General features: G+C 48.0%; 29 protein-coding genes and 1 tRNA gene. 4 read left to right on the top strand and 26 right to left on the bottom strand.

Features of this window, described 5'->3' with window-relative positions; genetic code table 11:
• Together nifU and nifS are read right to left on the bottom strand one after the other, a co-directional pair.
• The coding region (gene nifU, locus ACJMLT_RS08000; protein WP_405729149.1) for a Fe-S cluster assembly scaffold protein NifU at positions 1 to 361 on the bottom strand (361 nt) is incomplete at its 3' end.
• An 81-nt stretch (positions 362 to 442) separates the two neighbouring features.
• On the bottom strand, positions 443 to 1,624 hold the full coding sequence (gene nifS, locus ACJMLT_RS07995; protein ID WP_405729146.1) for a cysteine desulfurase NifS: 1,182 nt from the start codon (positions 1,622 to 1,624) through the stop codon (positions 443 to 445).
• Between the two features lie 308 nt (positions 1,625 to 1,932).
• Here nifS and ACJMLT_RS07990 point away from each other — a divergent pair, with 308 nt between their 5' ends.
• Positions 1,933 to 2,358: a helix-turn-helix domain-containing protein gene (locus ACJMLT_RS07990; RefSeq protein WP_405729143.1), complete on the top strand. Its 426-nt coding sequence runs from the start codon at positions 1,933 to 1,935 to the stop codon at positions 2,356 to 2,358.
• A 103-nt stretch (positions 2,359 to 2,461) separates the two neighbouring features.
• Here ACJMLT_RS07990 and recN read toward each other — a convergent pair whose 3' ends face one another.
• The 19 genes from recN to spoIIIAA all read right to left on the bottom strand — a co-directional run bounded on the left by recN (position 2,462) and on the right by spoIIIAA (position 16,784).
• Complete coding sequence (gene recN / locus ACJMLT_RS07985) at positions 2,462 to 4,138, bottom strand: DNA repair protein RecN (RefSeq protein WP_405729140.1); 1,677 nt, start codon at positions 4,136 to 4,138, stop codon at positions 2,462 to 2,464.
• Positions 4,139 to 4,155: 17 nt separating this feature from the next.
• The gene (locus tag ACJMLT_RS07980; RefSeq protein ID WP_405729137.1) at positions 4,156 to 4,611 is read right to left on the bottom strand and encodes an arginine repressor; all 456 of its coding nucleotides are present in this window, start codon (positions 4,609 to 4,611) and stop codon (positions 4,156 to 4,158) included.
• Between the two features lie 41 nt (positions 4,612 to 4,652).
• Positions 4,653 to 5,507, bottom strand: a complete 855-nt coding sequence (locus ACJMLT_RS07975; RefSeq protein WP_405729134.1) for an NAD(+)/NADH kinase — start codon at positions 5,505 to 5,507, stop codon at positions 4,653 to 4,655.
• A 9-nt stretch (positions 5,508 to 5,516) separates the two neighbouring features.
• A complete protein-coding gene (locus ACJMLT_RS07970; RefSeq protein ID WP_405729131.1) occupies positions 5,517 to 6,347 on the bottom strand; it encodes a TlyA family RNA methyltransferase in 831 nt (276 codons plus the stop codon).
• 2 nt (positions 6,348 to 6,349) lie between these two features.
• A complete protein-coding gene (gene dxs / locus ACJMLT_RS07965; protein ID WP_405729155.1) occupies positions 6,350 to 8,209 on the bottom strand; it encodes a 1-deoxy-D-xylulose-5-phosphate synthase in 1,860 nt (619 codons plus the stop codon).
• Between the two features lie 27 nt (positions 8,210 to 8,236).
• Positions 8,237 to 8,668 carry a divergent PAP2 family protein gene (locus ACJMLT_RS07960; protein ID WP_405729128.1) on the bottom strand — a complete coding sequence of 144 codons (432 nt, stop codon included), beginning with the start codon at positions 8,666 to 8,668 and terminating at the stop codon, positions 8,237 to 8,239.
• A gap of 242 nt (positions 8,669 to 8,910) precedes the next feature.
• Complete coding sequence (locus ACJMLT_RS07955) at positions 8,911 to 9,795, bottom strand: polyprenyl synthetase family protein (protein WP_405729152.1); 885 nt, start codon at positions 9,793 to 9,795, stop codon at positions 8,911 to 8,913.
• Positions 9,795 to 10,028 (bottom strand): exodeoxyribonuclease VII small subunit, encoded by a 234-nt coding sequence (gene xseB / locus ACJMLT_RS07950; RefSeq protein ID WP_405729125.1) that lies wholly within the window; start codon positions 10,026 to 10,028, stop codon positions 9,795 to 9,797. Before xseB ends, ACJMLT_RS07955 begins: the two co-directional genes overlap by 1 nt.
• Complete coding sequence (gene xseA, locus ACJMLT_RS07945; protein ID WP_405729122.1) at positions 10,003 to 11,238, bottom strand: exodeoxyribonuclease VII large subunit; 1,236 nt, start codon at positions 11,236 to 11,238, stop codon at positions 10,003 to 10,005. Before xseA ends, xseB begins: the two co-directional genes overlap by 26 nt.
• A 2-nt stretch (positions 11,239 to 11,240) precedes the next feature.
• The gene (gene nusB / locus ACJMLT_RS07940) at positions 11,241 to 11,642 is read right to left on the bottom strand and encodes a transcription antitermination factor NusB (protein WP_405729119.1); all 402 of its coding nucleotides are present in this window, start codon (positions 11,640 to 11,642) and stop codon (positions 11,241 to 11,243) included.
• Positions 11,643 to 11,752: 110 nt separating this feature from the next.
• Positions 11,753 to 12,112 (bottom strand): Asp23/Gls24 family envelope stress response protein, encoded by a 360-nt coding sequence (locus ACJMLT_RS07935; protein WP_405729116.1) that lies wholly within the window; start codon positions 12,110 to 12,112, stop codon positions 11,753 to 11,755.
• A 180-nt stretch (positions 12,113 to 12,292) separates the two neighbouring features.
• Positions 12,293 to 12,922 carry a SpoIIIAH-like family protein gene (locus tag ACJMLT_RS07930; RefSeq protein ID WP_405729113.1) on the bottom strand — a complete coding sequence of 210 codons (630 nt, stop codon included), beginning with the start codon at positions 12,920 to 12,922 and terminating at the stop codon, positions 12,293 to 12,295.
• A gap of 12 nt (positions 12,923 to 12,934) precedes the next feature.
• A complete protein-coding gene (locus ACJMLT_RS07925; protein WP_405729110.1) occupies positions 12,935 to 13,453 on the bottom strand; it encodes a hypothetical protein in 519 nt (172 codons plus the stop codon).
• A 10-nt stretch (positions 13,454 to 13,463) separates the two neighbouring features.
• Entirely contained in the window at positions 13,464 to 13,637 is a 174-nt protein-coding gene (locus ACJMLT_RS07920) for a stage III sporulation protein AF (RefSeq protein WP_405729107.1), read from the bottom strand.
• Between the two features lie 2 nt (positions 13,638 to 13,639).
• A complete protein-coding gene (locus ACJMLT_RS07915; RefSeq protein ID WP_405729104.1) occupies positions 13,640 to 14,752 on the bottom strand; it encodes a stage III sporulation protein AE in 1,113 nt (370 codons plus the stop codon).
• Between the two features lie 11 nt (positions 14,753 to 14,763).
• Positions 14,764 to 15,147, bottom strand: a complete 384-nt coding sequence (spoIIIAD, locus tag ACJMLT_RS07910) for a stage III sporulation protein AD (protein WP_405729101.1) — start codon at positions 15,145 to 15,147, stop codon at positions 14,764 to 14,766.
• Positions 15,148 to 15,159: 12 nt separating this feature from the next.
• Complete coding sequence (gene spoIIIAC / locus ACJMLT_RS07905; RefSeq protein ID WP_405729098.1) at positions 15,160 to 15,354, bottom strand: stage III sporulation protein AC; 195 nt, start codon at positions 15,352 to 15,354, stop codon at positions 15,160 to 15,162.
• Between the two features lie 12 nt (positions 15,355 to 15,366).
• Positions 15,367 to 15,885, bottom strand: coding sequence for a stage III sporulation protein AB (locus ACJMLT_RS07900; protein WP_405729095.1), 519 nt, complete (start codon positions 15,883 to 15,885; stop codon positions 15,367 to 15,369).
• Positions 15,882 to 16,784, bottom strand: a complete 903-nt coding sequence (gene spoIIIAA / locus ACJMLT_RS07895; protein ID WP_405729092.1) for a stage III sporulation protein AA — start codon at positions 16,782 to 16,784, stop codon at positions 15,882 to 15,884. Before spoIIIAA ends, ACJMLT_RS07900 begins: the two co-directional genes overlap by 4 nt.
• A 172-nt stretch (positions 16,785 to 16,956) precedes the next feature.
• On the opposite strand from spoIIIAA, the gene ACJMLT_RS07890 reads away from it, so the two are divergent.
• The gene (locus ACJMLT_RS07890) at positions 16,957 to 17,325 is read left to right on the top strand and encodes a LytR/AlgR family response regulator transcription factor (RefSeq protein ID WP_405729089.1); all 369 of its coding nucleotides are present in this window, start codon (positions 16,957 to 16,959) and stop codon (positions 17,323 to 17,325) included.
• 46 nt (positions 17,326 to 17,371) lie between these two features.
• Positions 17,372 to 18,019: an SGNH/GDSL hydrolase family protein gene (locus ACJMLT_RS07885; protein ID WP_405729086.1), complete on the top strand. Its 648-nt coding sequence runs from the start codon at positions 17,372 to 17,374 to the stop codon at positions 18,017 to 18,019.
• 56 nt (positions 18,020 to 18,075) lie between these two features.
• Here the strand turns inward: ACJMLT_RS07885 and ACJMLT_RS07880 are convergent, their stop codons facing one another.
• The 3 genes from ACJMLT_RS07880 to ACJMLT_RS07870 all read right to left on the bottom strand — a co-directional run bounded on the left by ACJMLT_RS07880 (position 18,076) and on the right by ACJMLT_RS07870 (position 24,070).
• Entirely contained in the window at positions 18,076 to 19,578 is a 1,503-nt protein-coding gene (locus tag ACJMLT_RS07880) for an S-layer homology domain-containing protein (protein ID WP_405729083.1), read from the bottom strand.
• Positions 19,579 to 19,854: 276 nt separating this feature from the next.
• Complete coding sequence (locus ACJMLT_RS07875; protein WP_405729080.1) at positions 19,855 to 22,080, bottom strand: DNA gyrase subunit A; 2,226 nt, start codon at positions 22,078 to 22,080, stop codon at positions 19,855 to 19,857.
• A 10-nt stretch (positions 22,081 to 22,090) separates the two neighbouring features.
• Entirely contained in the window at positions 22,091 to 24,070 is a 1,980-nt protein-coding gene (locus tag ACJMLT_RS07870; protein WP_405729077.1) for a DNA gyrase/topoisomerase IV subunit B, read from the bottom strand.
• A gap of 183 nt (positions 24,071 to 24,253) precedes the next feature.
• Between ACJMLT_RS07870 and ACJMLT_RS07865 the strand changes: the two genes are divergently transcribed.
• A tRNA-Ser gene (locus tag ACJMLT_RS07865) sits at positions 24,254 to 24,343 on the top strand.
• 137 nt (positions 24,344 to 24,480) lie between these two features.
• Here the strand turns inward: ACJMLT_RS07865 and ACJMLT_RS07860 are convergent.
• Both ACJMLT_RS07860 and ACJMLT_RS07855 read right to left on the bottom strand, forming a co-directional pair.
• Positions 24,481 to 24,978 carry a YgjV family protein gene (locus ACJMLT_RS07860; RefSeq protein ID WP_405729074.1) on the bottom strand — a complete coding sequence of 166 codons (498 nt, stop codon included), beginning with the start codon at positions 24,976 to 24,978 and terminating at the stop codon, positions 24,481 to 24,483.
• A 132-nt stretch (positions 24,979 to 25,110) separates the two neighbouring features.
• Positions 25,111 to 25,300: hypothetical protein (locus ACJMLT_RS07855; RefSeq protein WP_405729071.1), on the bottom strand; the 190-nt coding region annotated here is incomplete at its 5' end.

Here is a 25,300-nt window from a genome sequence, read left to right as displayed (position 1 = left end):
TCTGAGCATAATCCCACAGAGCTGCATGCAATGCTTCCTCTGCCAGACAGGAACAGTGTACCTTCACAGGGGGCAGGCCGTCCAATGCTTCCATCACCGCTTTATTGGTCACTTCCAATGCTTCCTGCACGGTTTTGCCCTTTACCAGTTCTGTCGCCATGGAACTGGTGGCTACTGCCGCCCCGCAGCCAAATGTTTTAAATTTTGCATCAATGATTTTATTATCTTCAATCTGCAGATATACCTTCATGATATCGCCGCATTTCATATTACCCACCTGACCAACGCCGCTGGCATTTTCGATCTCGCCGACGTTTCTGGGGTTCATAAAATGATCCATTACTTTCTGACTATATTCCATACCTTTTCCTCCTTGGTAATTCACATATCTCTCACTACAGAAAATACCTCAAGACCTTCTGACTTTCGGTCGTTTGCTCTATTATTTCTGACTTTTCAAATAGTCCTCCCAGACAGGGGACATATCTCTCAGCCTCTGCACGATGGCAGGCAGTTTTTCCAGTACAAAATCCACTTCTTCCTCTGTATTCTGGTGGTCCAGTGTCAGTCTCAGGGAGCCATGAGCCACTTCATGCTTCAGGCCGATCGCCATCAGCACATGGGAAGGATCCAGAGAGCCGGAAGTGCAGGCAGAGCCGCTGGAAGCCGCTACCCCCAGTGCATCCAGCAACAGCAGCAGGGATTCCCCTTCAATATAGGAGAAGGAAATGTTGCAGTTACCGGGCAGTCTTTCTGTGGGATGACCATTCAGGCGGCTATGGGGAATGCTGTCCAGAATACCCTGGATCAGTTTATCCCGCAGAGCTGTCAGGCGTTTTGTCATTTCTTCCATTTCCAGGCCGGCAATTTCTGCCGCCTTGCCCATGCCCACGATACCGGGGATATTTTCTGTGCCGGCGCGCTGTTTTTTCTCCTGGGCACCGCCGAAAATCAAGGGAGAAATGCGGGAGCCTTTCCGGATATAGATGGCACCGATGCCCTTGGGCGCCCCCAGTTTATGGCCGCTCATGGAAAGCAGGTCAATGTTCATGCTGTCCACATCGATGGGCACATGACCCACAGCCTGTACCGCATCTGTGTGGAAGAGGATGCCATGTTTCTTTGCCATTTCGCCGATTTCCTTGATGGGCTGAATGGTGCCGATCTCATTATTGGCAAACATCACAGAAATCAGAATCGTTTCGGGACGGATGGCCTGTTCCAGTTCATCCAGACGGATGCGGCCAAATTCATCCACATTCAGATATGTTACTTCCACACCTTTCTTTTCCAGATATTCTGCCGTATGCAGAATGGCATGATGTTCGATTTTTGTTGTAATGATGTGCTTCTTTTCATTTCTGCTGGCATTCACCACGCCCCGCAGAGCCATGTTGTCACTTTCGGAACCGCCGGCGGTGAAATAAATTTCCTCCGGCTTTGCGCCGATCAGTTTCGCCACCTGCCCTCTGGCATGTTCCAGTGCCTTTTTGCTTTCCTTTGCAATGGCATATACGCTGGATGCATTGCCGTAATATTCTCTGAAATATGGCAGGATCGCCTGCAGCACTTCTTCTCTGACGGGTGTTGTTGCTGCATTATCCATATAAATTCTTGTTGTCATATCGATACCCCTTTCGCGGCTTATTTTATATCATATTATTTTTATATGCTTTGTGTGATTTAAATCTATCACTTTTTCTGACATATGTCAATAGAGATCATGTATTTTTTAGTTTTTCCCATAAAACATGTTGCTCCTTGAAATAATATCCCATAGTCTTCACATATCGTGAATTTTTTTTAGATTTTTCATGGTATCTGTGTCGCTATCTTTCCCCTAAAAAAAATAATCCGTATAATAAGAATGACCCTTTTGGGTATACTTTATCCATGCATAAAATGATACAAACGCAAAAAGAGGTGAGAACCATGGAATTCAAGGATCGCTTGAAAACGCTTAGAAAAGAAAGAAGATTGACTCAGGTAAAACTTGGAGAAATGCTGAATTATGGCTATACTGCCATTGCCAACTACGAATCCGGCAGAAACCAGCCCTCCATCCCCGATCTGAAGAAAATTGCCTCTATTTTCAACGTATCCATGGATTATCTTCTGGGTGTCAACGATATCCGTCATCCCTATGTGATCGATGACGAAACTGCAGAATTTAACGAATTCCGCCGCTACTATGCCCTTCTGAATGAAGAAAGCAAAGAAGAACTGATGGGCTATATGCGTTATCTCGTATACAAAGAAAGCACTGCTCCCGTGAAAAAGGACATCAGTTACGGTGAACAGGAGTTAAAACCCGTAGTACTGAAGGCCGCTCAGAAACCGGAACCATACACAAAATAAGAAAATAAAAATAAGACTATGGTATCTGTCCATAGTCTTTTTCTTTTTGATAAAATCAAATTTACGCAAAAAAGAAGACTACGAAAATCGTAGTCTTTTTTTCTTATTTTTCTGCAATCAATTCTCTTGCTGCTGCCAGCGTCGTCTCTGTCACATCGCTGCCGCCCATGAGCCTTGCCACTTCTCCCACGGAGCCTTCCTCCGACAGAGGCGTTACTTTTGTCGTTGTCTCTGCTTCCTGGCTTTCTTTTTCGATCAGGAAATGACTGTCTGCCATGGCTGCGATCTGCGGCAGATGGGTAATGCACAAAATCTGGCGTTTCTTCCCCAAAAAACGCATCTTTTCCCCTACTTTTCTGGCGGTTCTGCCGCTGACACCGGTATCGATCTCATCAAAAATGAACGTACCGATATCATCCGCATCTACCAGCACCGTTTTCAATGCCAGCATGACACGGCTCATTTCCCCACCGGATGCGATCTTCGCCAGAGGCTTCAAACTTTCCCCTGCATTGGCAGAAATCAGGAATTCTACCTTATCCTTACCATCGGCTGTCCAGTCCGCCTTTTCGTCGATCTGAATGTGGAAACGAGCTCCTTTCATTTCCATATCCTGCAGGGCTTTTTCGATCTGCTCTGCCACCTGCTCCGCCGTATCTTTTCTGCGAGCAGTCAGCGTTTCCGCATAGGCTGTCAGTTTTCTTCTTTCTTTTTCCTTTGCCGCCGTCAGTTCGGCAACCTTTTCGTTGCTGTTGGCCAGAAAATCCAGTTCTTCTGCCACTTTATCATAAAAGGCAAGAACAGCTTCCACAGTTCCGCCGTATTTTCTTTTGAGTTTATAAATGATCTGCAGACGTTCTTCGATCTGTTCCAACATCTCCGGATCGTTCTCCTGTTTTTCTGCTTCTCTTTTCAGTTCTCTTGCTGTATCCTCCACAGCCGCATAGGCATCTGCCAGTGCATCTGCATAGGAGGTCAGTGCAGGGTCGATCTCTGCCGCTTCCTGCAGTTTGGAAAGGGCATCCCCCAGCTGATCACAGGCAGAAGGCATACGGTCATTGCCGTCATACAAAAGGGAAAGACCTTCTCCCGTCAGGCGCATCAGTTTTTCCATGCTGCCCAGACGTTTTTTCTGTTCCAGCAGGTCTTCTTCTTCTCCTGCTTTGATCGCAGCAGTTTCGATCTCTTCTTTCTGGAAAGAAAGGATATCCATCCGCTGTTCTCTCTGGCTTTCATCCCCCATAAGAGACGCCAGCTGTTTGTCGATTTCCTTTAATGCCTGAAAACTGGCTTTATATTCCTCCATAGCATCCCCAAAACCGGCACCGCAGAAACGATCCAGCAGGCGGATGTGTCTGGAAGGGTTGAGCAGTGACTGATGCTCATGCTGTCCATAAATATCGATCAGGTCTTCCGCGAACTCCTTCAGCATACTGACTGTAACCGTAGAGCCATTCACACGGCAGACGGATTTCCCGGTTTCGCTGAGGGTACGGGTGATGAGGACAGAACCATCCTCTTCCGGTTCAATGCCGTTTTCCTCCAGTTTTTCCTGCAAGGACTCAGACTGCACGGCAAATAAAGCCTCTACCGAAGCCATTTTTTCCCCATGGCGCAGAAAGTCCTTTCCTGCTCTGCCGCCCAAGGCAAACTGCAGGCTATCGATTACCATGGATTTACCGGCACCTGTTTCACCAGTCAGAATATTCAGTCCTTCGCCGAAGGAAATCTCGCTTTCCTTGATCAGCGCTACATTTTTGATATGCAGATGTTCCAGCATAAAGCGTCCCTCCCTGCTTATGCGCTGTGGATGATGCGATAAAGCTTTTCAATGATCACTGCTGCCTGATTATGGCTGCGCACCACGCAGAAAACTGTATCATCACCGGCAATGGTGCCTAAAATTTCACTGTTCTGCATATTATCCAGCGCAACGGCAACAGCCATGCCCATGCCGCCCAGTGTTTTGACAACAATGATATTCTGCGCATAGTCCATCTTTGTGACTGCTTCCTTAAACACACGCGTCATGCGTTCTGTCACTTCAGAATCATGGCTGCTGATGACAGCATATTTCTGTCTGCCCTTTTCCGTAGCGATCTTTGTCAGCTTCATTTCACGGATATCACGGGAAACTGTAGCCTGTGTCACATTGAAGCCTTCTTCGCACAGTCGCTGCGCCAGTTCATCCTGTGTCTCGATTTCGTAATTTTCAATCAGTTCCAATATTTTTGCATGTCTTGCGATCTTCATCGCGATCACCCTCCTTTAAAAAGAAAGTTCCGTTTAAAAATTTATTTGGAAAGTTTATGACGCAATACGTCATAAAAACTCTGTGGTTTCGTTTTGATGATCGTTGTACAGACCTTCGCTTTTCTGATCTGCACCACGTTTTTCCCCATCAGGGTAAAATTGTCCTGCCCGTCTGCGCTGACGGTAAAGGGGGTATCCTCGCGGCTGGGTTTCACTTCCACCGTTACCACATCCTCCGCAGAAACAACAATGGGTCTGCTGGTCAGGGTATGGGGAGAAATGGGCGTAATGGCAATGATCTCCGCATCAGCCTTTAGCACAGGGCCGCCGGCAGAAAGATTATACGCCGTAGAGCCTGTAGGGGTACAGATGATGACCCCATCCGCCAGAAGGGTATCCACATATTCATCATTCACATATACATGAAATTCCAGAATTTTGTATAAGTTACCACGGGTGATACAGATATCATTCAAGGCAATGACGCCTTCCGTTCTGTTTTCTCCCGTAGCAATACTGCATTCCAGCATCATGCGTTTTTCCAGTTTAAAGTCTCCCTCGAGCACCTGATCGATGGCCTTTTCTGCATAGTTTTTTTCTTCCGCTGTCAAAAAGCCCAGTGTACCCAGATTGATCCCCAGAATAGGCTTTTCAAAGCGAGCCGTTCTTCTGCCGATCCCCAGAAGGGTACCATCGCCCCCCAAAGAGATCAGAAGATCACTCTGGGAATACAATTCCGCTTCTTCTCTGGCATACTGAGGTAATTCCGCCCGTTCTGCCACTTCTTTGGAAAGCTGTGGTTCACAGCCCTTTCCCAGAAGATAACGTACCAGTCTTTTCGTGGTTTCCAGCCCCTTGTCTTTCTGTACATTGGGCAAAATTGCTACCTTTTTCATTTCAGCACCTCATTTCTCTGCTGAAAGTATTTTATGAGACTGGGCAACTACTTCTTCCAGTCTTGCTGCAACTTCTTCCTCTGCCATGCCTGTCTGGCTCTTGTCCAGATAGATCAGATATTCAATATTGCCTTCGGGGCCTTTGATGGGAGAGAAATCCAGCGCAAGGATCCCCAGATCCTGGGCACGCACATAATTTACGATCATTTCGATAACTTCTCTATGTACGTTGATATCTCTGACTACGCCTTTTTTTCCTACTTTTTCTCTGCCCGCTTCAAACTGAGGCTTGATGAGGCAGACCAGCTGGCCATTGGGGCCAAGAACCCCCAATACGGCAGGCAACACCTTGGTCAGGGAAATAAAGGAAACATCGATGGATGCAAAATCCCCTTCATCGGGCACCTGTTCATGGGTCACATATCTGACGTTCGTCTTTTCCAGACAAACGACACGTTCATCCTGACGCAGTTTCCACGCAAACTGGCCGTAGCCCACGTCAATGGCATATACCTTGCTTGCGCCGTTCTGCAGCATGCAGTCTGTAAAGCCGCCGGTAGAAGCACCGATATCCAGACAGATCTTGCCTTCCAGTTCCACGCCGAATTCATTGATGGCTTTTTCCAGTTTATAGCCGCCGCGGCTGACATATTTCATCTGGCTGCCTTTTACTTCGATATCTGCATTGACAGCCACCTTTGTGCCGGCCTTATCCTCCTTCTGACCGTCAACATATACGTTGCCCGCCATGATATAGGCTTTCGCCAGTTCTCTGGAGTTTGCCAGACCCAGCTGCACCAGCAGCACGTCCAATCTTTCTTTTTCTACTTTTTCTGCCATGGTCAATCTCCTAATCTCTTCTTGATGCTTTCGTAAATGCCCGCAGCATCCAGCCCGTATCGTTCAAAGAGCTGACTCTGCGTGCCCTGTTCAATATATCTGTCGGGGAAGCCAAGGTTCAGCACATCTTTCTGCATCCCTCTTTCCCCGTAAAATTCCAGTACTTTGGAGCCGAAACCGCCCATTTTCACATTATCCTCAATAGTCACGATATGCTCACATTTTTCAGCCGCCTGCTGCAGCATTTCCCCATCCAGCGGTTTGATGAAACGCATATTCACCAGCATGGGCTGATAACCGTCCGCTTTCAGCAACTCTGCCGCTTCCGCTGCCGCTTTCAGCATATGGCCTTCCGCAAGGATCGCAATCTTTTCGCCGTCTGCGATCAGTTCTGCCTTGCCGTATGCAATGGGATTTTTATATTCCCCGAAGGCCGTTTCCGCTGTCCCTCTGGGATAGCGTACTGCAATCGGGCCGTTCCATCCGTTCACCGCAAATTCCAGCATTTCTTCCAGTTCCCAGTCATTTTTGGGAGAAAGAACAGTCATGTTTGGAATATGGCTCAGGAAGGACAGGTCGAATACCCCCTGATGGGTCTCCCCATCGGAACCAACGATACCTGCCCGGTCAATGGCAAATACCACATGAAGGTTTTCCATGCAGACATCATGCACCAGCTGGTCATAAGCTCGCTGCAGGAAGGAGGAATACACCGCAAACACAGGGGTGATACCACCCTTTGCCAGCCCCGCCGCAAAGGTGGTGCCATGCTGTTCCGCAATGGCTACGTCAAAGAAACGTTTCGGGAATGCCTGCTGAAATTTTTCGAACCCCGTGCCGCTGCACATGGCCGCCGTAATGCCCACGACTTTCGGATTTCGTTTCCCGATCTCCAGCATCTTGTCCCCGAAAACCGAAGACCAGCTTTTGCCGCCCTTGGAAAGGGATTTCCCCGTTTTCAGATCAAAGGCACCGACACCATGATACGCCCAGGGTCTCTCTTCCGCATGGGAATACCCCTTGCCCTTAATGGTCTTTACATGGATGAGGACAGGACGATTCATTTTCTTCACGCCCTCAAACATTTCGACCAGATCCGGCAGATCATGTCCATCCACAGGGCCGATGTATTTGAAGCCCAGCTGTTCAAACAAGGCCCCACCGGTCAGCAGCATTTTGGATTTATCTCTGACATGCTTCAACGCCTGATAGGTACCTTCCCCGATGACAGGCACGTTATCTCTGAACTGTTTTACTGCTTCCTTCCAGCCGCGATACTGCTGGCTAGTGCGCAGATTATTCAGATGCTTCGAGATAGCCCCCACATTGGTATCGATGGACATCTGATTATCATTCAGAATGACGATCAGTCTTGTATGGTCTCTTCCTGCATTATTCAATGCTTCATAGGCCAGACCGCCGGTCATGGAGCCATCCCCGATGACAGCGATGACATGTTCTTTTCCTCCCGTCAGATCTCTGGCCTTTGCCAGCCCCAGAGCCGCAGAAATGGAGGTAGAACTATGTCCCGCCGCAAAGGCGTCGCAATCGCTTTCATGGGGCTTGGGGAAACCGCTCAGCCCGTCCAGCTGACGCAATGTGTCAAACTGATCCTTTCTGCCCGTCAGAATCTTATGGATATAGGCCTGATGGCCCACGTCCCAGACGATCTTGTCGGCAGGAAGGTCAAAGCAGTATTCCAGAGCCACCGTCAGTTCCACCACGCCCAGATTGCTGGCCAGATGTCCACCGGTCTTGGAAACTTTCTGCAGCAGAAATTTGCGCAGCTCCCTGCAGAGCAGTTTCAGTTCCTCTTCATTCAGTTTTTTGATATCTTCAGTGGAATGTATCTGATTTAAAATACTACCCACGTTTTCACCAACTCTCTATTACAGCCACAGCCCGATGAGAATCCCCAGAAGTGCCCCCGCGGCAACCTCCAGCGGGGTATGCCCCAGCAGTTCTTTCAGTTCGCCTACATTCGGCATTTTGTGGTCTAAAATCAAATCGTTCAGAATTTCCGCATGTCTGCCTGCCGCTCTTCGGATCCCCTGTGCATCATACATGGTGACGAAAGAAAAGATCAGCGCAATGGCAAACATCGGTGAATCAAAGCCATGGTATTTTGCGATACTGAAGGATAATGCCATGGTAAAGGAGGAATGGGAGCTGGGCATGCCGCCTGTCCCCATGATGCGGGATGCATCAAACCGCTTCTCCGTGATCAGTGTCAGAATAATTTTGATCCCCTGTGCCGCCGCCCAGCCAATGATGGCAGCCCAAAGAGGGGTATTTTGCAGAATCGCTCCGAAGTTACTCATAAAATCGCCTTCTTTCTGCTTCATTTTTCAGCCAGCGGAAAGGTTCGGAAAACAAAGCGTTTTCTGAATGGAATCCGCAGGCGGAAACCGCGCTTTTCGCCGAGGAGAACAGGCTGTCGCTTGGAAGTTTGCTTTGCAAACCAGCCTTTTCAGGCTGCTGCTTGCAGTTCCAAAGGCACAGATCTGTTCATACTTCTGTCTTCCAACTCGAAATCCTGATTTCGAGTTAGGCACTCAGTGCCTCAATATGTTCTTGTCAGTAAGTATTTCGTCAGTTCCAGTAAGAATTCGCAGGATGCGCCCTGTTTTTCCCAGATGGCAATGGCTTCATCAGAAAGCTTTGCCGCAATTTCTCTGGATCTTTCAATGCCAAACAATGTCACATAAGTTGTTTTCTGGTTCTTTTCATCGCTGTGGATGGGTTTGCCCAACTCTTCCAGTGTGCTTGTCACATCCAGAATGTCATCCAGGATCTGGAATGCCACGCCGATCTTTTCCCCGGCCAGACCAAACTGCGCCACGGTTTCCGCATCAGCACCGCCGCAGACCGCACCGGCCTCCAGCGCACCGCGGATCATAGCCGCTGTTTTATGGATATGAATAAAATCCAGTGTTTCGATATCCAGCGGTTTACCTTCCATAAAAACATCCACCACCTGACCGGTCAGCATACCGAAAACCCCTGCCCCATGGGCAATGGCCTTCATGGCACCTGTGGTCTGGGGGGTAGGATTTTTCAGGCAGGCATCGGCCATGGTTTCCATAGCATGATGCAACAGGCCGTCACCAGCCAGAATCGCCATGTCTTCCCCGTAAACTTTATGGTTTGTCAGTCTGCCGCGGCGATAATCATCATTATCCATCGCAGGCAGATCGTCATGGATGAGGGAATAGGTATGGATCATTTCCAATGCACAGGCAAAAGGCAGTGCATCTTCCTTTCTGCCGCCTACAGCTTCACAGGCTGCCAGCACCATCATCGGACGCAGGCGTTTGCCGCCGGCCAAGAGGCTATAGCGCATGGCTTCAAAAATCACAGGAGGAAATTCCCGCTGTTCAGGCACAGATTTTTCCAGTGCCGCTTCAATATATGCACATCTTTCTTTCATTTCCTGTTTCAGATCCATCACACTTCACCCTCCTGAAAAGGCTCTTCCTGCCAGAGTCCTGCTTCTTTTCTGAGAAGAACGATCTCTCCTTCTGCCGCCGCCAGTTTTTCTCTGCACAAAGCAGAAAGGCTCAGTCCTTCTTTATACAACGCCACAGCCGTTTCCAGAGAGGATTCCTCCTGCTCCAGCTGTTCCACGATGGCCTCCAGCCGTTCCATCGCTTCTTCAAATGTCACTTTCTTTTTCGCCACCGCCGAACACCTTCTTTCCTGTTACTGTGGTCTCTAAAATACCGTCTTTCATGCGCACCTGCAGAGCCTGTCCTTCTTTTGCGGACAGAACACTGGTCACAGGCACTCCCTTTTCATCCATAGCCACGGCATAGCCCCGCTGCATGATGGAAAAAGGCGATACCGCCTCCAGTCTCGCTCCTGTCGATGCAAGACGCATATTCTTTTTCTCCAGCTTCCGCAAAGTTTCTCGCAGCAAAAGCCGTTCCTTTTCTTCCAGATACACCTGTGTCCGCTGGATGCGCTCCAAAGGACGCTTCAGAACCGGCCGTTCCTTCAGAAAATCCAGCCGTCTTTTTGATGTTGTCAGCACCGCCTGTACATCTCTGGTCAGGCGTTCTGTCAATTCCTCCACATCCATTCGGATGCTTTCCAGATGCACCGTCGCCAGTTCCGCCGCCGCGGAAGGGGTCGGTGCCCGCAGATCAGACACAAAATCCGCAATGGTAAAATCCGTTTCGTGGCCTACCGCAGAAATGACGGGCACTTCCGAGGCAAAAATGGCTCTTGCCACGATTTCCTCATTAAACGCCCATAAGTCTTCCATGGAACCGCCGCCGCGGCCAAGGATGATAACATCAGCCTTACCCCAGCTGTTGGCCAGTTTCAGACTATTCACAATATCCTCCGCTGCAGATTCCCCCTGCACCAAGGTTGGAAAGAGGGCAATTTTCACACGGGGGTCTCTTCGTTTTGCAATCTGGATGATATCCCGCACTGCCGCCCCTGTCGGAGAGGTGATGACTGCAATCGTCTCCACATGCGAGGGCAGTTCCCGTTTGAAATCGGGGTCAAACAACCCTTCTGCCGCCAGTTTTTCCTTCATCTGTTCAAAGGCGATCTGCAAGGCGCCCATACCTACAGGCTGCAGAAATTCGCCGTACAGCTGATACTGTCCTGTTTTTTCGTAAAGAGAGACATGCCCCGCCAGAATGACCTGCATGCCGTTTTCCGGTTCAAAGGGGATCTGTGCCGCATCCTGTCGGAAAATGACACAGGAAATAGCCCCCTGTGCATCCTTCAGGGTAAAATACCAATGACCGCTGGAATGGGCCTTAAAATTGGAGATTTCCCCCTGCACCAGAAGGCTGTTCAGTATAAAATCATTTTCCAGCAGATTTTTGATGTATCGGTTGATCTGCCCCACCGAGAAAACTTTCGGTTCAATCATAATTACAGTTTTGCTGCTTTGCCCAGTACGCCGTTGACAAAGGCAGGTGCTTCATCAGAACTGAATTTTTTCGCCAGTTCCACCGCTTCATTGATGGCAACACCAACGGGAGTTTCCCCGAATTTCATTTCATAAACTGCCAGACGCAGGATCGCCAGTTCCACTTTATTCATACGTGAAAGATCCCAGCCCTTTGCACTCTGTTCGATGATTCCATCGATTTCTTCCATATGTTCATGTACGCCTTCCACTTCGGAAAGGATAAAGGCTTTTTCTCCTTCTTCCACAGGTTCTTCCTTTTCTGCAAAGAAAAGTTCCTTCACCTGTTCAAATTCCGCTGCTTCGCTGAAATCCATCTGGAACAGCAGGAAAAACGCATTCTTTCTTGCACTTCTTCGGCTCATATCGTTACCTCCGTATATTTTCGTCTGAAATTTTCATCTCAGTAAATTTTTCCATAAAAATGACAAGAGGGTCTCATCGGCATATACCATGAGACCCGTTCTTTCGCCGATTATTCTTCTACCTCAGCTTTTACTTCTTTCACAACGCCGGAAACGCTGACATTTACCACTGCTACGTTTAAACCTGTCATGGTTTCCACTGTGGATTTTACTTTTTCCTGCACTTCTGCTGCAACTTTCTGCACCTTTGTACCGAATTTGATGATGATTTCCATATCCACAACAGCTTCATTTTCATCTTTTGCCACTTTCACACATTTTGTATGACCTTTTTTGCCAAAAAATTCTGTAAAGCCTTTGCCGTGGCTGCCATCCACAACACCTTCTACTTCCAGTGCCGCTGTCACAGCGATCACACCGATCACTTCATCTGCGATCTGGATCTGACCATGCATTTTATTTTCAGACATATCAAAAACCTCCTATGTTTTTTATTCATGCTTTTCATCTTATCCATGCTTTTCATCAAACAAAATATTCACGCATAATTATGATTCGATTATAGCAGATAGTCACCATTTTTGCAATGAATTATGCATAAATTCATGCATAAAAAAAAGGGGCAGCGCCCCTTTGCTGAAACCTGCACTTTATTTGCTTAATGTATTGATTCGGATTTTGGAAGCATCCATCCCTGTTTTCCGTTTTACGATATCTTCGATCTGAGCCACCTCTGCATCGGTCAGGGTATCCTTATCCACTACCACATCCACCGTAGCATCATCCATGCGGACATAGGCTTCCTTGAATCCCTTGGATTCGATCATAGCTTCCGCTGCCGTTTCCTTTTCGATGCGCTGCTGCAGTTCCATCATGCTTTCCGTACATTTGTCCTTCTGCTCCTGAGAAATGTTTTTGTTTTCCAGCATTTCATTCAGGATATCCTTCTGCTTGGCACGGGACTGTTCCCGATCCAGTTTTGCTTCCGCAAAATAGGATGCACTGTCACCGGCATTGGCAGAAACAAAGACCGCAGCACCATCCCCCGTGGTTTCCGCCACCTCTGCGGTGATAGGATCTAATGCCACCTCCGCCGTATCCACATCATCGGGCAGGGCAGAATAATCCACTAATGCCGTCACGTCCCCTTCCTCCGTCAGCTGCAGCGCCGTCTGATTCCCTTCGGATGCACGGCTTTCCTGAAAATTCAGATACCCCGCCGCAGCGATCATCACTGCCAATGCGGTCACTACCACTTGATTTCGTTTAATGACAAACATACCTTTTCCCCCTCATTTCATTTTTAAAACTGCCACCTTATGGGCAGGTACATCCAGCAACGCCTGTGCCGCCTGATTCAGTGCCGCTGCCACAGCAGGTTGATCTGCCCCCTGAGCCGCAATGACGACCCCTTCCACCACAGGCCCCGTTTCTGTCAGTACCAGCGGCTGGGTCGCACCATCCCCATCCTCCAGCAGGATAGCCGTCTGCTCTGTTCGCAGGTTTTCTCCGTTTTCCTCCCTGGTTTCATTGTGGGCAATGGTTTTTTCCTCCGTTTGGCGGTAGGTCAGCATCACATCCACCTGTCCCACTCCCTGGATCTTAGATAAGATCTCTGCCATGCGACGTTCCGTAGCCCGATCTGCTGTTTCCGTTGCCGCCACGGTTTGCGGCAGCTCCTCCTCCTTTGAATCGGAAAAACTCCGTCCTGCCGCTAGAAGCAGGATCCCCAGCAGCAATGCCAACAGGATATTACTCCGCATTTTTTTATTTTCGGGACGAAAGAGCCCCTTCCATCTGTCCTTTTCCATGCCTTCCTCCTTATGTACCCAACAGCCGCAGCAAGGGCCCCAAAACCGCCCCCAGCACCATGACCCCCAGCACCAGTTCCGCATACCGCCGATATTTTCCCTCAGGCAGAAGGATGCTCGCCAGTGCCGAAAAAATCGTCAGAGCCGTTATAGTTTTTATATATGCCGTGAATGCGTCCATCATTCCTACAAGCCTCCCAACAAAAGCAATGCCGAAAACAGAAACATCCCTTCTCCCAGAAAAACCACGCCCAGCAGCAGCCCCGTATATTCCCCCGCCGCGCTGATACATTCCACCAGCCGTTCCTCGCAGATGAATTCCGCCGCAGCCGCCGTCAGTTTGAACACCAGCATGATGACCACCAATTTAATGACAAGAGGAATACATAACAACAGCAAAAATATCGCCGCGGCCGCCAGCGTACCGCTCCGAAGCGTCCCTGCCACTGCAGCCGCCGTTTCCACAGCACCACCCATAACATTGCCCACCACAGGCACAGCGCCAACGGCAATTTTGGCTGTTTTCGCCGCCAGACCATTCAGAGCACCCCCACCGATCTTCTGCAGGGAAAGGAGCAGCATAAATGCCATGGCCGCCCCCTTCATACCCCAGCCGATGCACTGCCGCAAAAGTTCCGCAAATTTTCCAAGGATAGGCTTTTCCGAGATATGATCCGCCATTTCCAGAGAGATAGCAAGGAGGATCGCAGGCACAATGATCTTGCTGACCGCCACCGACAGTGCCGCCGATCCACCCATAACAGCAGGCCCCATCAGTGCCCCCTGCGCCAGATTTCCCTTTGCCGCCGAAAGCACCAGAAAAATGGGCACCATCGCCCCAAATACTCCACTGATACCATTCATTCGCTCCACAACCGCATCAGAAATACCGCGAAAGGCATCCAGAATCACCACAACCAGCACCATATAGCACAAATAAAAACCCATTTCCCCCACACTCTTCCCCTGAAAGGAATCACTGAGTTGCTTTAGTATGGCACTGAGCAGCACTACAAGGATCAGCTGCATCAACAGCCGTCCCTGCAGACGGAACTCCCCAAAGGCCGCTTCCGTCAGTTCTTCTTTCCAGCCGGCAAAACTGAAATCAAAATCCCCCAGAAGCACCTCCCGCAGTAATTTGGAAAACCCCACATCTGCCTCCAGCTCTTCCGCCGCTGCGTCCACAGCTTCTGTCTCCAGCTTCTCCAGTTCCTGTTCTATGGTCTGCATTTCCGCCCCAAAAACAGGCATGGGCAAAAGGGAGAACAACAGAACCAGAATCAGTCCGATCTTTTTCATCCCATCCCCCCTTATACCAACCCCATGACCATTTCCAGAAGCCCCGTCAGAACCGGTGCCGCCGCCGTCATCATCAAAACCTTTCCCGCCAGTTCCACCTTCGATGCAATGGCATTCTCCCCTGCATCGGCGCAAAGCTGGGCACCAAACTGGGTCAGATAGGCAATACCAATGACCTTCAGCACGATACCAAAATAGCCTTCGCCCACACCGGCTTTTTCCGCCGTTTCCCGCAGTAATGCCAGCAGTTCCCCCAAGGGTGTACAGAGCATCAGAAAAATCAGGATCCCCGTTGCCGCTGCCACCAGCATGGCTATCTGGGGATTTTCTTTTTTCAGCAGAACGGCAAATACGGTTCCCACCAGACCGAGGGCAATGATTCTTGAAATCTCCACATGCCCGCCCCCTTACAGCTGAAACATGGTCTGCACCGTTTCAAACAGCTGACTGATATATCCGATGATCCAGAACAGCACCACCACCAGCCCTGCCAGCGTGGTCATCATGGCCTGTTCCTCCCTGCCTGCCCGGATCAAAACCTGATTCAGCACTGCTACCAGGATCCCAACCGCCGCAATGCGAAATACGATATCTATTTCCATCCTCTCTCCCCCTTAAAGCAGCGTTACCACGATCAAAAGCCCAGAAAGGCACCCCATACCGTAATACAACCTGCTGTTTTTCTCCAGTCTCTTCCGCCCCTGTGTCAGGGCGTCCTCTATATATCGCAAAAGCAGACGGATACTGTTTTCCTGCTGTGTTTGATCCAGATAGCCCAAAGACCGTCCAAAAGCCAACAGAGCATCCATATCCTCCATCGTCAGGAAGGTATGCCTGCCTTCTTCCTGCCATGTTTTCTGCCAGATCTCTTCTGCCGTTTCCCCCTCTCTGGCTGCCATCTGTTCCGCTGCCTTCTGAAAAATACAGCCTAACTGTCCGTTCATTTTCCGACTGACGCTTTCCAACGCCTCTGCCAGCAGTGCAGAAAGATAACTGATCTGCCCCTGCAGATAGATCAGCGCCCGTTCCAGTTCTTCCAGTTCCTGCAGGCGGTATTTTTCCTTCATGGCAAAGTACGCCCCGAACCACAGGGTCGCCCCCATGACCAGAAGGATACCGAAAAGTCGTATCATCCCGCGTCCCCCTTTCGAAGAACATTGCCGTCTCTGTCCAGAATAACTTCCAGCGTCCCTGTGCCCTTTCTTGCGGAAAGAAACAGATATCTTTCAAATATCCTTCCCTGTATCAACTTTCCCAGTTGAGGTCGATTCCACAGATCTTCCATATCGACCCCATGGGCAGTGGCCATCAGCCGAACGCCGCAATGGAGCACTTCATAAACGGCATCCACGTCCTCCTTTCTCCCCAGCTCATCCACAGCGATCACATCGGGTCCCATGCTCCGCAGAAGAAGCACCATGCCCTTGGCCTTTGGGCAGCCTTCCAGCACATCCGTACACATGCCCACGTCCATCTGTGGCACACCATCTCTGAGAGGTGCGATTTCTCCTCTTTCGTCCACTACCCCCACTGTCAGCATCCGTTCACTCAGACAGCGGACGATATCTCGCAAAAGCGTTGTTTTCCCGCAGCCCGGGGGAGAAACAATAAGGGTATGGCAAAACCGCCCTTCTTCCATCAAGTCCGGCAGAAATGTTTCTCCCCAGCCTTTCTGTTCCGCCGCAATGCGGATATTCAGGGCATTGATCTGCTTCAGGGTGCGAATCTCCCCGTTTTCCATGACCGCCTTCCCGCAGAAGCCTACCCGATGTCCCCCTTCTATGGTCAGATACCCCTGACGCAGTTCTTCTTCGAACGCATACAGCGAATAGGCACTCAGCAAAGATACCGTTTCCCGCAGTTCTGCCGCAGATATCCGCTCTGTCATAGGAAGGATCCGCCCGTCCGTTTTCTTCAGGATCATCGGCTGCCCGCAGCGCAGGCGGATCTCCTGCAGATGCTCCAGTTCTTTTTCTGTCAGTTTTTCTCGTATCCTGCGGGGCAAAGCCCGCCAGACTGCCTCTGTTTTCATAGCCTCGTCCACCTTTCTGTTCCATCCTATGAAAGCAGAAACAGCATTATACATAAAATTTTTCAGTGCATTTTCACGAAAAAATATTTTATTTCTTCACAAAATGTGATATTATTACAGATATTAACAATGAAAAGCAATACTTTTGCTTCAAAATGAAAAGGAGTCCCCCATGAGCACATTTTCCATCACGGGCCATAAGGACAGCCCCCAGCCGTCTTATTGCCAGATCACAACCGCCAAGGGAGTCTATAATATCCCTTTGGATGATATCTTCTTCATCGAATGCCACCAGAAAAAATCTTTTGTGCATACAAAAAACGGCATCCTGATCCTGCCTGTTCCCCTCTATCGTCTGAAAGATGTATTGCCTGCATCTCTTTTTCAGCAGTCCCATCGTTCTTTTCTCGTCCATCTGAAAAATATTTCCCATATCGACAAACAGAAAGACCCCTGGACCATTTCCTTCTTTGGCTATCAAGAACATGCCTTCATCAGCCGCAGTTTTCGACAACAGTTCATGCAGGCAGTCAGCGATTGACTTCCTTTTCCGCTGCCGCTAAAATGAAGAAAAAGGAGGTCTTTTTATGAAAGAATTTCGACTGGTCGCTTTGGGCGACAGCCTGACATACGGATACGGTGTCCTTTCCCATGTGGGTTTTCCTGCCAGACTGGCCGCGGAACTGCCCGAAAAACATCCTGAGATCCACTGGAAGATCTATAACCGCGGTATCAACGGGGAAACTACACGAGAAGCCAGACTGCGTCTGGAAGGCGGTGTATTGCGCCTAAACCCCCATATCTGCACCATCCTGCTGGGTTCCAATGACAGCGCCCTTAACGAAGGGCAGTATCGTACCCCTTGGGAATACGAAAAAAATATGCGTCTGATCCTGGAACAGCTGATGGCAAAAAAACACGGAGATGCTTTCAACAACGGCTTCTGTCTGCCGGTTCTGATTACACCTCCTCCCGTGGTCGATACAGATTTTTATCCCTTCACCACCACCGACCGACTGGAAATATTCCGTGATATCGTGCTGAAACTGGCAGAAGAATATCATCTGCCTGTCATCGATGTCTTTCAGACCTTTACGGATATTCATAAAAACGAGGGATTCGAAGCCTATGAAGCCCTGTTCCAGTTTGACGGCGTTCATTGGAGCAATCATGGCTACGATGTTTTCTATCCCCTGCTGGAACAGAAAATTCTGGAACTGACCAAAATGTTTTAAAAAAACAAAAAAGCCTTAAACGGTATTTTCCGCTTAAGGCTTCTTTTTTGTCTCGTTTATTTTTTTGTTGTTTCCGGCGCCTGACCACAAAGATCAACGGTCACATGCAGCACCTTGGTTTTGGAAGCAACGCCGATGCCCACTTCCTGCATGCTGCTGTCCGTCAGAGCACCCATACGGGCAGGGGTACGCACCCATTCCTGATAAACATTTACCACATCGCCCCTCTGTCTGGCAATGACCTCGGAAGCCGTGAAGAATGTCTTCCCTCGTTCCATGATCCTGCCGAAGGGTGTTGTGCCGTCGGGGCTGTTATAGTCAAAATAATTCTCTGCAATCATATCCTCCGAATGGGCTCTTGCCACATCGCAGAGTTTTTTATCCCAAAGAAGAAGGCTTCCGCCCCGCTCCACACGGCATACCTGAATCAGATCCATCAGCTGGGCTTCAATATCCTCTCTGGTGCTATACTGCAGGGTGCTTTTGGGGTCTTTTTCCTTCACAAACTGCTCACTCTGCAAAAGCAGACCGCACAGATGACCTTCGTAATCCATAATGATCCTTGCTTCGGAGCCTTCATTGCGGACGATACCGCTATGCTCTGCCATGCTGACAAAGGAAAGATTTTTGATATCCGCCATGGTACCTTTCCCATTCATGCCATGGTAGGCATAATCGCTGCCGGGCACAAAGATCTCTACGATCTTTCCGTCTTTATATGTGACAAAGAAATAATCCTGATAATCATTCAGATAAATATATCTGTCCAGACCATAAACACTTTCATCAATACGATCCGGCTCACCCCATACAGCCTTCAGTTCTGCTTCCGTCCAGCCCAGAGATACTGCTCTGCCGCCTACTTTCACCGTATCTGTTTCCGGCTTTTCCGCAGGAACAGGCGGTGTTACCGGAGCTGTCTCCGCTGCAGCATCGGGGTCATAAGCCAGCCCCGTGGTAACATAGCGATGGGCACGCACAAAGGAAAGCACTGCTTCCTGCACAGTCATTTCCCGGAAAGGCCCGAAGGTACCGTTATCGTACCCGTTGATGATCTCTGCGCCATAAAGCTGGTCGATGTATCTGTTGGAGGCTTCATATAATACCGCTGTATCCGTAAAAGGATTCTTCTTTGCTTTCTCCGTCAGATCCAGATCACATACTTTTAATGTACGGGCGATCATAATGGCCATCTGCTCTCTGGTCAGGGTGCTGTTGGGAGAAAACACGCCGGGCGCGATCCCGCCGATCACACCTGCCTCATAGGCGGCAATAACCATCGGATCATTGCAGTCGGAAAAAGGTGTTGCGATCGTCGCCGTTCTTTCTTCTCCTGTTACCGATTCCAGAAAACCCATTACAACGCCGCAGAATTCCTTTCGGCTCATGGGAGAGGTCGCTTTTTTCAGTTCTGTTTCTGTCACGATCCCTTTTTCATAGGCATATTCCATGGAGGAAACCGCCCATGCAGACGCATTGGTTTTTACCGCGGCAAAAGAAGGGACAGCGGCAGCGACACTAAATATCCCCGTCAGGAGGATCGCTGCAAACCGTTTCATAGTATTCCTTCCTTTCTCTCTTTTTTATTCCGTGAAAATATAAAAAAAGAATTTCAGGTTTTTTACAATTCTGTGAACACACGTTTGTATTTTATTATAACATAAAATTCCAGCATGGCAAGGAAAAATGCTTTTCCATCTCCACAACCCCCGTCACAATGCACAAAAAAGCGCTTTTTTCCACCACTTTCCTCTTTTTTGCAAAAAAATATCCCTTTGGGCATCTGTCTGAAAAACAGGTTTCTGATCTGCAGACAAACGCCCAAAGGGGGTTTTTTATTCCAGTGCCAGCTGTCCCGGCAAGCTGTTTGCCGTTTTATCCTTTTCCTGAATAAAATGACCTGTGGTCGGAATTTTCTTTGTTCTGTAATATTCGGGGTCTTCTGTAGCGAATTCCCCTTTGGTAAATACATTGGTAACGGTACTGTTCTTTTTCAGGGTGAATACCTGTACCCCCGTTGCGTTTTTCGTTGCACTGGAAGGGATCAGTTCCGTATTCATAAGGGTCGCCTTGTCGCCGTTTCGCATCAGGATAAAATCACTTTCTTCATCCAGTTTTGCCATCCGCACCAGCTTCGCCTTGGAAGAATAGCCGTTGATGAGTTTTTTACGATTCGTCTTTGTTTCATAGGCGTTCAGAGGTACTTTGGCCGCCTTTCCGTTTTCAAAGAAGAATACCATCTGGCCTGCATAATCCGACGTAGCCGTCATATAGACGATCTCTTCTCCCGCTTCCATGCTCAGCAGGTTCGGCAGATAATCCCCCAGCACGCTGGCCTTTGTATCCGCCGCGTCAGAGGCTTTCAGTTTATAAACATTCTGCATGCTGGAGAAAAACAGTAGATCCATACGGTTCATGCCGTCCTGTTCCATCAGCATGGTGTCATCATCCTTCAGTTTCTGTTCACCCGCCATACGCAGGGATGCCTGAGAGATTTTCTTGAAGTAGCCATGCTCTGTCAGGAAGAAGCGAACGGGATAATCTTCGATGAAGTCTTCTTTGGAAAGAGTCGCCACATCATCTTCATGGACGATCTCCGTTTTTCTTTCCTTGCCATATTTCTTCGCCACAGCACGAAGCTGTCTGCAGATGATATTTTTGATCTTCGCATCGGATTTCAGCGTTTCATTCAGACTTTTGATCTCTTCTTCAAGGATCTTCAGTTCTTCGATACGCTTGATGATATATTCCTTGTTGATATTACGCAGTTTAATTTCCGCAATATATTCCGCCTGCACCTCATCGATGTCAAAGCCCGTCATCAGGTTGGGCACGACCATTTTTTCCTCTTCTGTATGTCGGATAATAGAAATGGCCTTGTCGATATCTGCAAGGATTTTCGCCAGGCCCTGCAGCAGATGGAATTTTTCAGATTTTTTCTGAATATCAAAAGCGATCTGTCGGCGGATGGAATCCATGCGGAAATCCGTCCAGTGTTTCAGAATGTCGCCTACGCCCAGCACCATAGGTCTGCCATGGATAAGGACGTTAAAGTTACAGCTGAAATTATCTGCCAATGGTGTCATGGCATAGAGTTTATGCATCAGCAGGTCGGCATTGGTACCCCTTTTCAGGTCAATGGCGATTTTCAGACCGTTCAGGTCAGATTCATCTCGCACATCAGTAATATCCTTGATTTTCCCAGCCTTGACCAAAGCAATGATCTTATCAACGATAGCCTCGATATTTGTGGTATAGGGGATTTCTGTTACTTCGATACAGTTATCCTTTTTATCATACTGATATTTTGCCCGCAGCTTCACGCTGCCGCGGCCGGTTCTGTAAATCTGCTCCAGTTCTTTGCGATTATAAATGAGCTGACCGCCCGTGGAAAAATCGGGAGCAGACAGATGTTCCACCAGATCGATGGTATCATCCTTGATAAACTTTGCTGTTGCCTCGCACAGTTCTGCCAGATTGAAGCTGCAGATAGAGGAAGCCATACCAACGGCGATCCCCAGATTGGGGTTTGCCAGAATATTGGGGAATGTTGTGGGCAAAAGAGCAGGCTCTTTCATGCTGCCGTCGTAGTTATCCACAAAATCGACGGTATTCTTGTCGATATCTGCAAAAATCTCCTGACAGATATTTTCCAGTTTTACTTCCGTATAACGAGAAGCCGCATAAGCCATATCCTTGGAATAATATTTACCAAAGTTCCCCTCGGAATCCACAAAAGGCACCAGCAGGGCTTCATTATCTCTGGTCAGACGCACCATAGTTTCATAGATGGCGCCGTCCCCGTGGGGGTTCAGCTTCATGGTCTGCCCCACCACATTAGCAGACTTCGTTCTGTCTCCTTTCAGAAGCCCCATCTGATACATGGTATAGAGGAGTTTTCTGTGGGAAGGCTTAAACCCGTCTATTTCAGGAATGGCACGGGAAACGATGACACTCATGGCATAGGGCATATAGTTCAGCTCCAGTGTATCGGTAATGCGCTGTTCCTGAATGAAATTGTCTTTATATTCTTTTTTAGATGGAGTTTTTTTCTTAGCCATAGTCCACCTCTTAACTAATATCAATCATATCGAGGTATCTGTGACCCTCTTCTGCGATATATTCTTTTCTGCCGGCCAGATTTTCTCCCAGCAGCAGTTCGAAGATCTGCTGTGTCCGTTCTGCTTCATCGGGTGTCACAAGGATCAGACGACGTGTTTCGGGATTCATGGTCGTTTCCCACATCATTTCCGCCGCATTTTCCCCCAGACCTTTGGAGCGTTTGATCTTTACTTTCCCCTTCAGTTTAGAAGTGATCTGATTTTTTTCCGCATCGGTATAGGCAAAGTATTTCTCCTTCCCGTGACGGATCTCGTACAGAGGAGATTCTGCGATATATACTTTCTTTTCATAGATCAGAGAAGGAACCAGTCTGTAGATCATGGTCAAAAGCAATGTTCTGATCTGGAATCCATCCACATCCGCATCCGTGCAGAGGATAACTTTGTTCCATCGGAGCTGATTGATATCAAAGGAACTCAATCCTTTGTCATGTTTGCTTGCTTTTACTTCTACCCCGCAACCCAATACTTTCAGCAGATCGATGATGATGTCATTATTGAAAATTTTATTGTAATCCGCCTTCAGGCAGTTCAGGATCTTACCACGAATGGGAATGATCGCCTGAAATTCCGCATCTCTGCCCTGCTTACAGGAACCCAGAGCGGAATCGCCTTCCACGATGTAGATTTCTCTGCGAGAAACATCTTTTGTACGGCAGTTGACGAATTTTTCCACGCGGTTATTCATATCCAAATTGCCCGTCAGTTTTTTACGGACATTGATACGGGTATTTTCCGCTGTTTCACGGCTGCGCTTATTGGCCAGCACCTGAGCCGCAATTTTATCCGCATCCAGTTTATTTTCGATAAAATAAATTTCCAGCTGCTGACGGAAGAATTCTGTCATGGCATCCTGAATAAATTTATTTGTGATAGATTTCTTTGTCTGGTTTTCATAGCTGGTCATGGTCGAAAAAGAATTGATCACCAGAACCAGGCTGTCCTCTACGTCAGTAAAGGTGATTTTCTTTTCATCTTTTTTGTAGAGGCCATTCGTTTTCAGATACTGATCGATGGCATAAACAAAGGCATTTCTGACTGCCTTATCGGGAGAGCCTCCATGCTCCAGAAAGCTGGAGTTATGATAATATTCCAGCACATTCACATGATTGTTGAAGCAAAAGGCTGTTTCAAATTTCAGTTTATATTCGGGCTTATCCTCACGGTCACGGCCTTTGGTCTCCGTTTGCAGATAATACACTGTGGTCAGACCTTTTTCTCCGCTCAGTTCTGCCAGATAGTCCTGAATCCCGTTTTTATAACAATAGGAGTATGTCTCCTTTGTTTCTTCATCATAAAGTTCAAACAGAAGTCCTGCGTTGACCACTGCCTGTTTTTTCAGCACATCCTGAAAATATACCAGAGGGATGTTGATATCTGTGAAAACATCCCTGTCAGGGCGCCATGTGATCTGTGTTCCTGTAGGATGTTTTTCTGCAGCTTCCTTCATCAGGCCGCCTACATTTTCACCCTTTTCAAAGTGCAGCTGATAACACATACCGTCGCGATAGATGACCGCATCCATATATTCGGAAGCATACTGGGTAGCACAGGTACCCAGACCATTCAGCCCCAGGCTGAATTCATAATTTTCGCCGGTATTATTCTGATATTTGCCCCCTGCATACAGTTCGCAGAAAACCAATTCCCAGTTGAAACGATCTTCCTTGGCATTATAATCCACAGGGATGCCGCGGCCATGGTCTTTCACCATGATCGACTGATCCTGATATCGGATAATCTCAATCTTCTTCCCATATCCCTCTCTTGCCTCATCAATAGAGTTGGACAGGATCTCGAAAAAGGCATGGGCGCACCCATCCAGCCCGTCTGAACCAAAAATAACCCCGGGACGCAAGCGAACACGGTCTGCCCCCTTCAGGGAAGTGATGCTTTCATTATTGTAATTAGAATTTTGTTGCTTTGTCATGGCTGCACCTTCATTTCTATTTTGAGTAGCCCCAACATCTTGAAAAATTCACAGGCTACTCCACAATATCTAATTTAACAGTATTGGACACAGCCTGTCAAGCGAACACCTTTAAATTATCCTTTCCTTCGTGAAATTAGATTGCTTTTTCGCAAGGTATCTGCTAAACTATATTAGTTAAATGGAGATGTACCCAAGCGGCTGAAGGGACTGGTCTCGAAAACCGGCAGGCGGCTTCAAAACCGTGCGTGGGTTCAAATCCCACCATCTCCGTATCAGAAAAAGTCAGCAGTTCATTGTATAACTGCTGACTTTTCTTTTTATCCCTCAGAAACAAAACTCCTCTCAATATCATTGAAAGGAGTTCAAATCATAAAATCTGTTTGGTTCATCGGGTAAAGTGATTTCCTTCACTCTTTTTCTTTTAGCATAGAATAGAGCGTCATTGTATTTGTGATGGTCGATGCAAAATCAAAGATTGCACCAACATACGATTTCAAGAAATAGTGGTAAAACATCCATGGAATACAGGACAATGTTACCAGCAGTTTGAATTTCACAGGGTCTTTTACATCCATAAAAAGAATAAATACCGTACAAACTGCAGCCGGAATGATCCCCAGAAGTCCCTGTTCATTGACCAGAATCGTCATTCCGATTGAAGCTGCTATGAAAAAAGCTTTCCAATATGCATTCAACTTTTCCTGATAGCAAAGATAATTACGAAAACACGAAAGAACATTGCTGATGGCTCCGGTGATGCCGCCTAACAGCAACATGCTTGCGGCCTGCATAAGCAGCTGAATGATTTGTACTACAAGAATTTTTGTTTTCTGTTTGATGGAACCCGAACCAACCAGAATGATAGACGCAACAAGGTCAATCATATTTGCTATGATAACAGTCATGACGATCCCCCTTTCCTTAACATACAGATATTATCACATTTATCGGTCAATGACCACCCCATGTTTTCATAAACAGAACATAATCTATAAAACAGGCACCGGGCATTAAAGCCTCAGTGCCGAATGTTATACTTATTTATTTTTTTCGTTCAATGCCTGCAGCACTTTTTCCGGTGTAATAGGCAGTTCTCTAAACCAGACACCTGTAGCATTATATATCGCATGGACGATGGCAGGAGAAGATGTATTGATAACCACTTCACCGATGGATTTTGCACCAAAGGCACTGGAAGGTTCATAAGTTGTTTCAAATTCCACATGG

Origin of the sequence: Anaerotignum sp. (genome assembly GCF_045122575.1) — a bacterium.
Lineage (GTDB): Bacteria > Bacillota > Clostridia > Lachnospirales > Anaerotignaceae > Anaerotignum_A.
This window is presented reverse-complemented; position numbering and strand designations above follow the sequence as displayed.

What these genes read in the sequence shown, in the direction of transcription:
- ACJMLT_RS07980 (WP_405729137.1), bottom strand. Translation starts at nt 4,611, where the DNA reads ATGAAGATCGCAAGACATGCAAAAATATTGGAACTGATTGAAAATTAC.
- ACJMLT_RS07860 (WP_405729074.1), bottom strand. Translation starts at nt 24,978, where the DNA reads ATGACTGTTATCATAGCAAATATGATTGACCTTGTTGCGTCTATCATT.
- ACJMLT_RS07955 (WP_405729152.1), bottom strand. Translation starts at nt 9,795, where the DNA reads ATGGATCTGAAACAGGAAATGAAAGAAAGATGTGCATATATTGAAGCG.
- xseA (WP_405729122.1), bottom strand. Translation starts at nt 11,238, where the DNA reads ATGATTGAACCGAAAGTTTTCTCGGTGGGGCAGATCAACCGATACATC.
- spoIIIAC (WP_405729098.1), bottom strand. Translation starts at nt 15,354, where the DNA reads ATGGAAATAGATATCGTATTTCGCATTGCGGCGGTTGGGATCCTGGTA.
- ACJMLT_RS07990 (WP_405729143.1), top strand. Translation starts at nt 1,933, where the DNA reads ATGGAATTCAAGGATCGCTTGAAAACGCTTAGAAAAGAAAGAAGATTG.
- ACJMLT_RS07920 (WP_405729107.1), bottom strand. Translation starts at nt 13,637, where the DNA reads ATGATGGACGCATTCACGGCATATATAAAAACTATAACGGCTCTGACG.
- ACJMLT_RS07925 (WP_405729110.1), bottom strand. Translation starts at nt 13,453, where the DNA reads ATGGAAAAGGACAGATGGAAGGGGCTCTTTCGTCCCGAAAATAAAAAA.
- ACJMLT_RS07930 (WP_405729113.1), bottom strand. Translation starts at nt 12,922, where the DNA reads ATGTTTGTCATTAAACGAAATCAAGTGGTAGTGACCGCATTGGCAGTG.
- ACJMLT_RS07960 (WP_405729128.1), bottom strand. Translation starts at nt 8,668, where the DNA reads ATGAGTAACTTCGGAGCGATTCTGCAAAATACCCCTCTTTGGGCTGCC.
- ACJMLT_RS07975 (WP_405729134.1), bottom strand. Translation starts at nt 5,507, where the DNA reads ATGAAAAAGGTAGCAATTTTGCCCAATGTACAGAAAGACAAGGGGCTG.
- spoIIIAA (WP_405729092.1), bottom strand. Translation starts at nt 16,784, where the DNA reads ATGAAAACAGAGGCAGTCTGGCGGGCTTTGCCCCGCAGGATACGAGAA.
- ACJMLT_RS07915 (WP_405729104.1), bottom strand. Translation starts at nt 14,752, where the DNA reads ATGAAAAAGATCGGACTGATTCTGGTTCTGTTGTTCTCCCTTTTGCCC.
- ACJMLT_RS07880 (WP_405729083.1), bottom strand. Translation starts at nt 19,578, where the DNA reads ATGAAACGGTTTGCAGCGATCCTCCTGACGGGGATATTTAGTGTCGCT.
- ACJMLT_RS07885 (WP_405729086.1), top strand. Translation starts at nt 17,372, where the DNA reads ATGAAAGAATTTCGACTGGTCGCTTTGGGCGACAGCCTGACATACGGA.
- recN (WP_405729140.1), bottom strand. Translation starts at nt 4,138, where the DNA reads ATGCTGGAACATCTGCATATCAAAAATGTAGCGCTGATCAAGGAAAGC.
- ACJMLT_RS07970 (WP_405729131.1), bottom strand. Translation starts at nt 6,347, where the DNA reads ATGGCAGAAAAAGTAGAAAAAGAAAGATTGGACGTGCTGCTGGTGCAG.
- ACJMLT_RS07900 (WP_405729095.1), bottom strand. Translation starts at nt 15,885, where the DNA reads ATGATACGACTTTTCGGTATCCTTCTGGTCATGGGGGCGACCCTGTGG.
- nusB (WP_405729119.1), bottom strand. Translation starts at nt 11,642, where the DNA reads ATGAGCCGAAGAAGTGCAAGAAAGAATGCGTTTTTCCTGCTGTTCCAG.
- ACJMLT_RS07870 (WP_405729077.1), bottom strand. Translation starts at nt 24,070, where the DNA reads ATGACAAAGCAACAAAATTCTAATTACAATAATGAAAGCATCACTTCC.
- nifS (WP_405729146.1), bottom strand. Translation starts at nt 1,624, where the DNA reads ATGACAACAAGAATTTATATGGATAATGCAGCAACAACACCCGTCAGA.
- ACJMLT_RS07875 (WP_405729080.1), bottom strand. Translation starts at nt 22,080, where the DNA reads ATGGCTAAGAAAAAAACTCCATCTAAAAAAGAATATAAAGACAATTTC.
- ACJMLT_RS07890 (WP_405729089.1), top strand. Translation starts at nt 16,957, where the DNA reads ATGAGCACATTTTCCATCACGGGCCATAAGGACAGCCCCCAGCCGTCT.
- ACJMLT_RS07935 (WP_405729116.1), bottom strand. Translation starts at nt 12,112, where the DNA reads ATGTCTGAAAATAAAATGCATGGTCAGATCCAGATCGCAGATGAAGTG.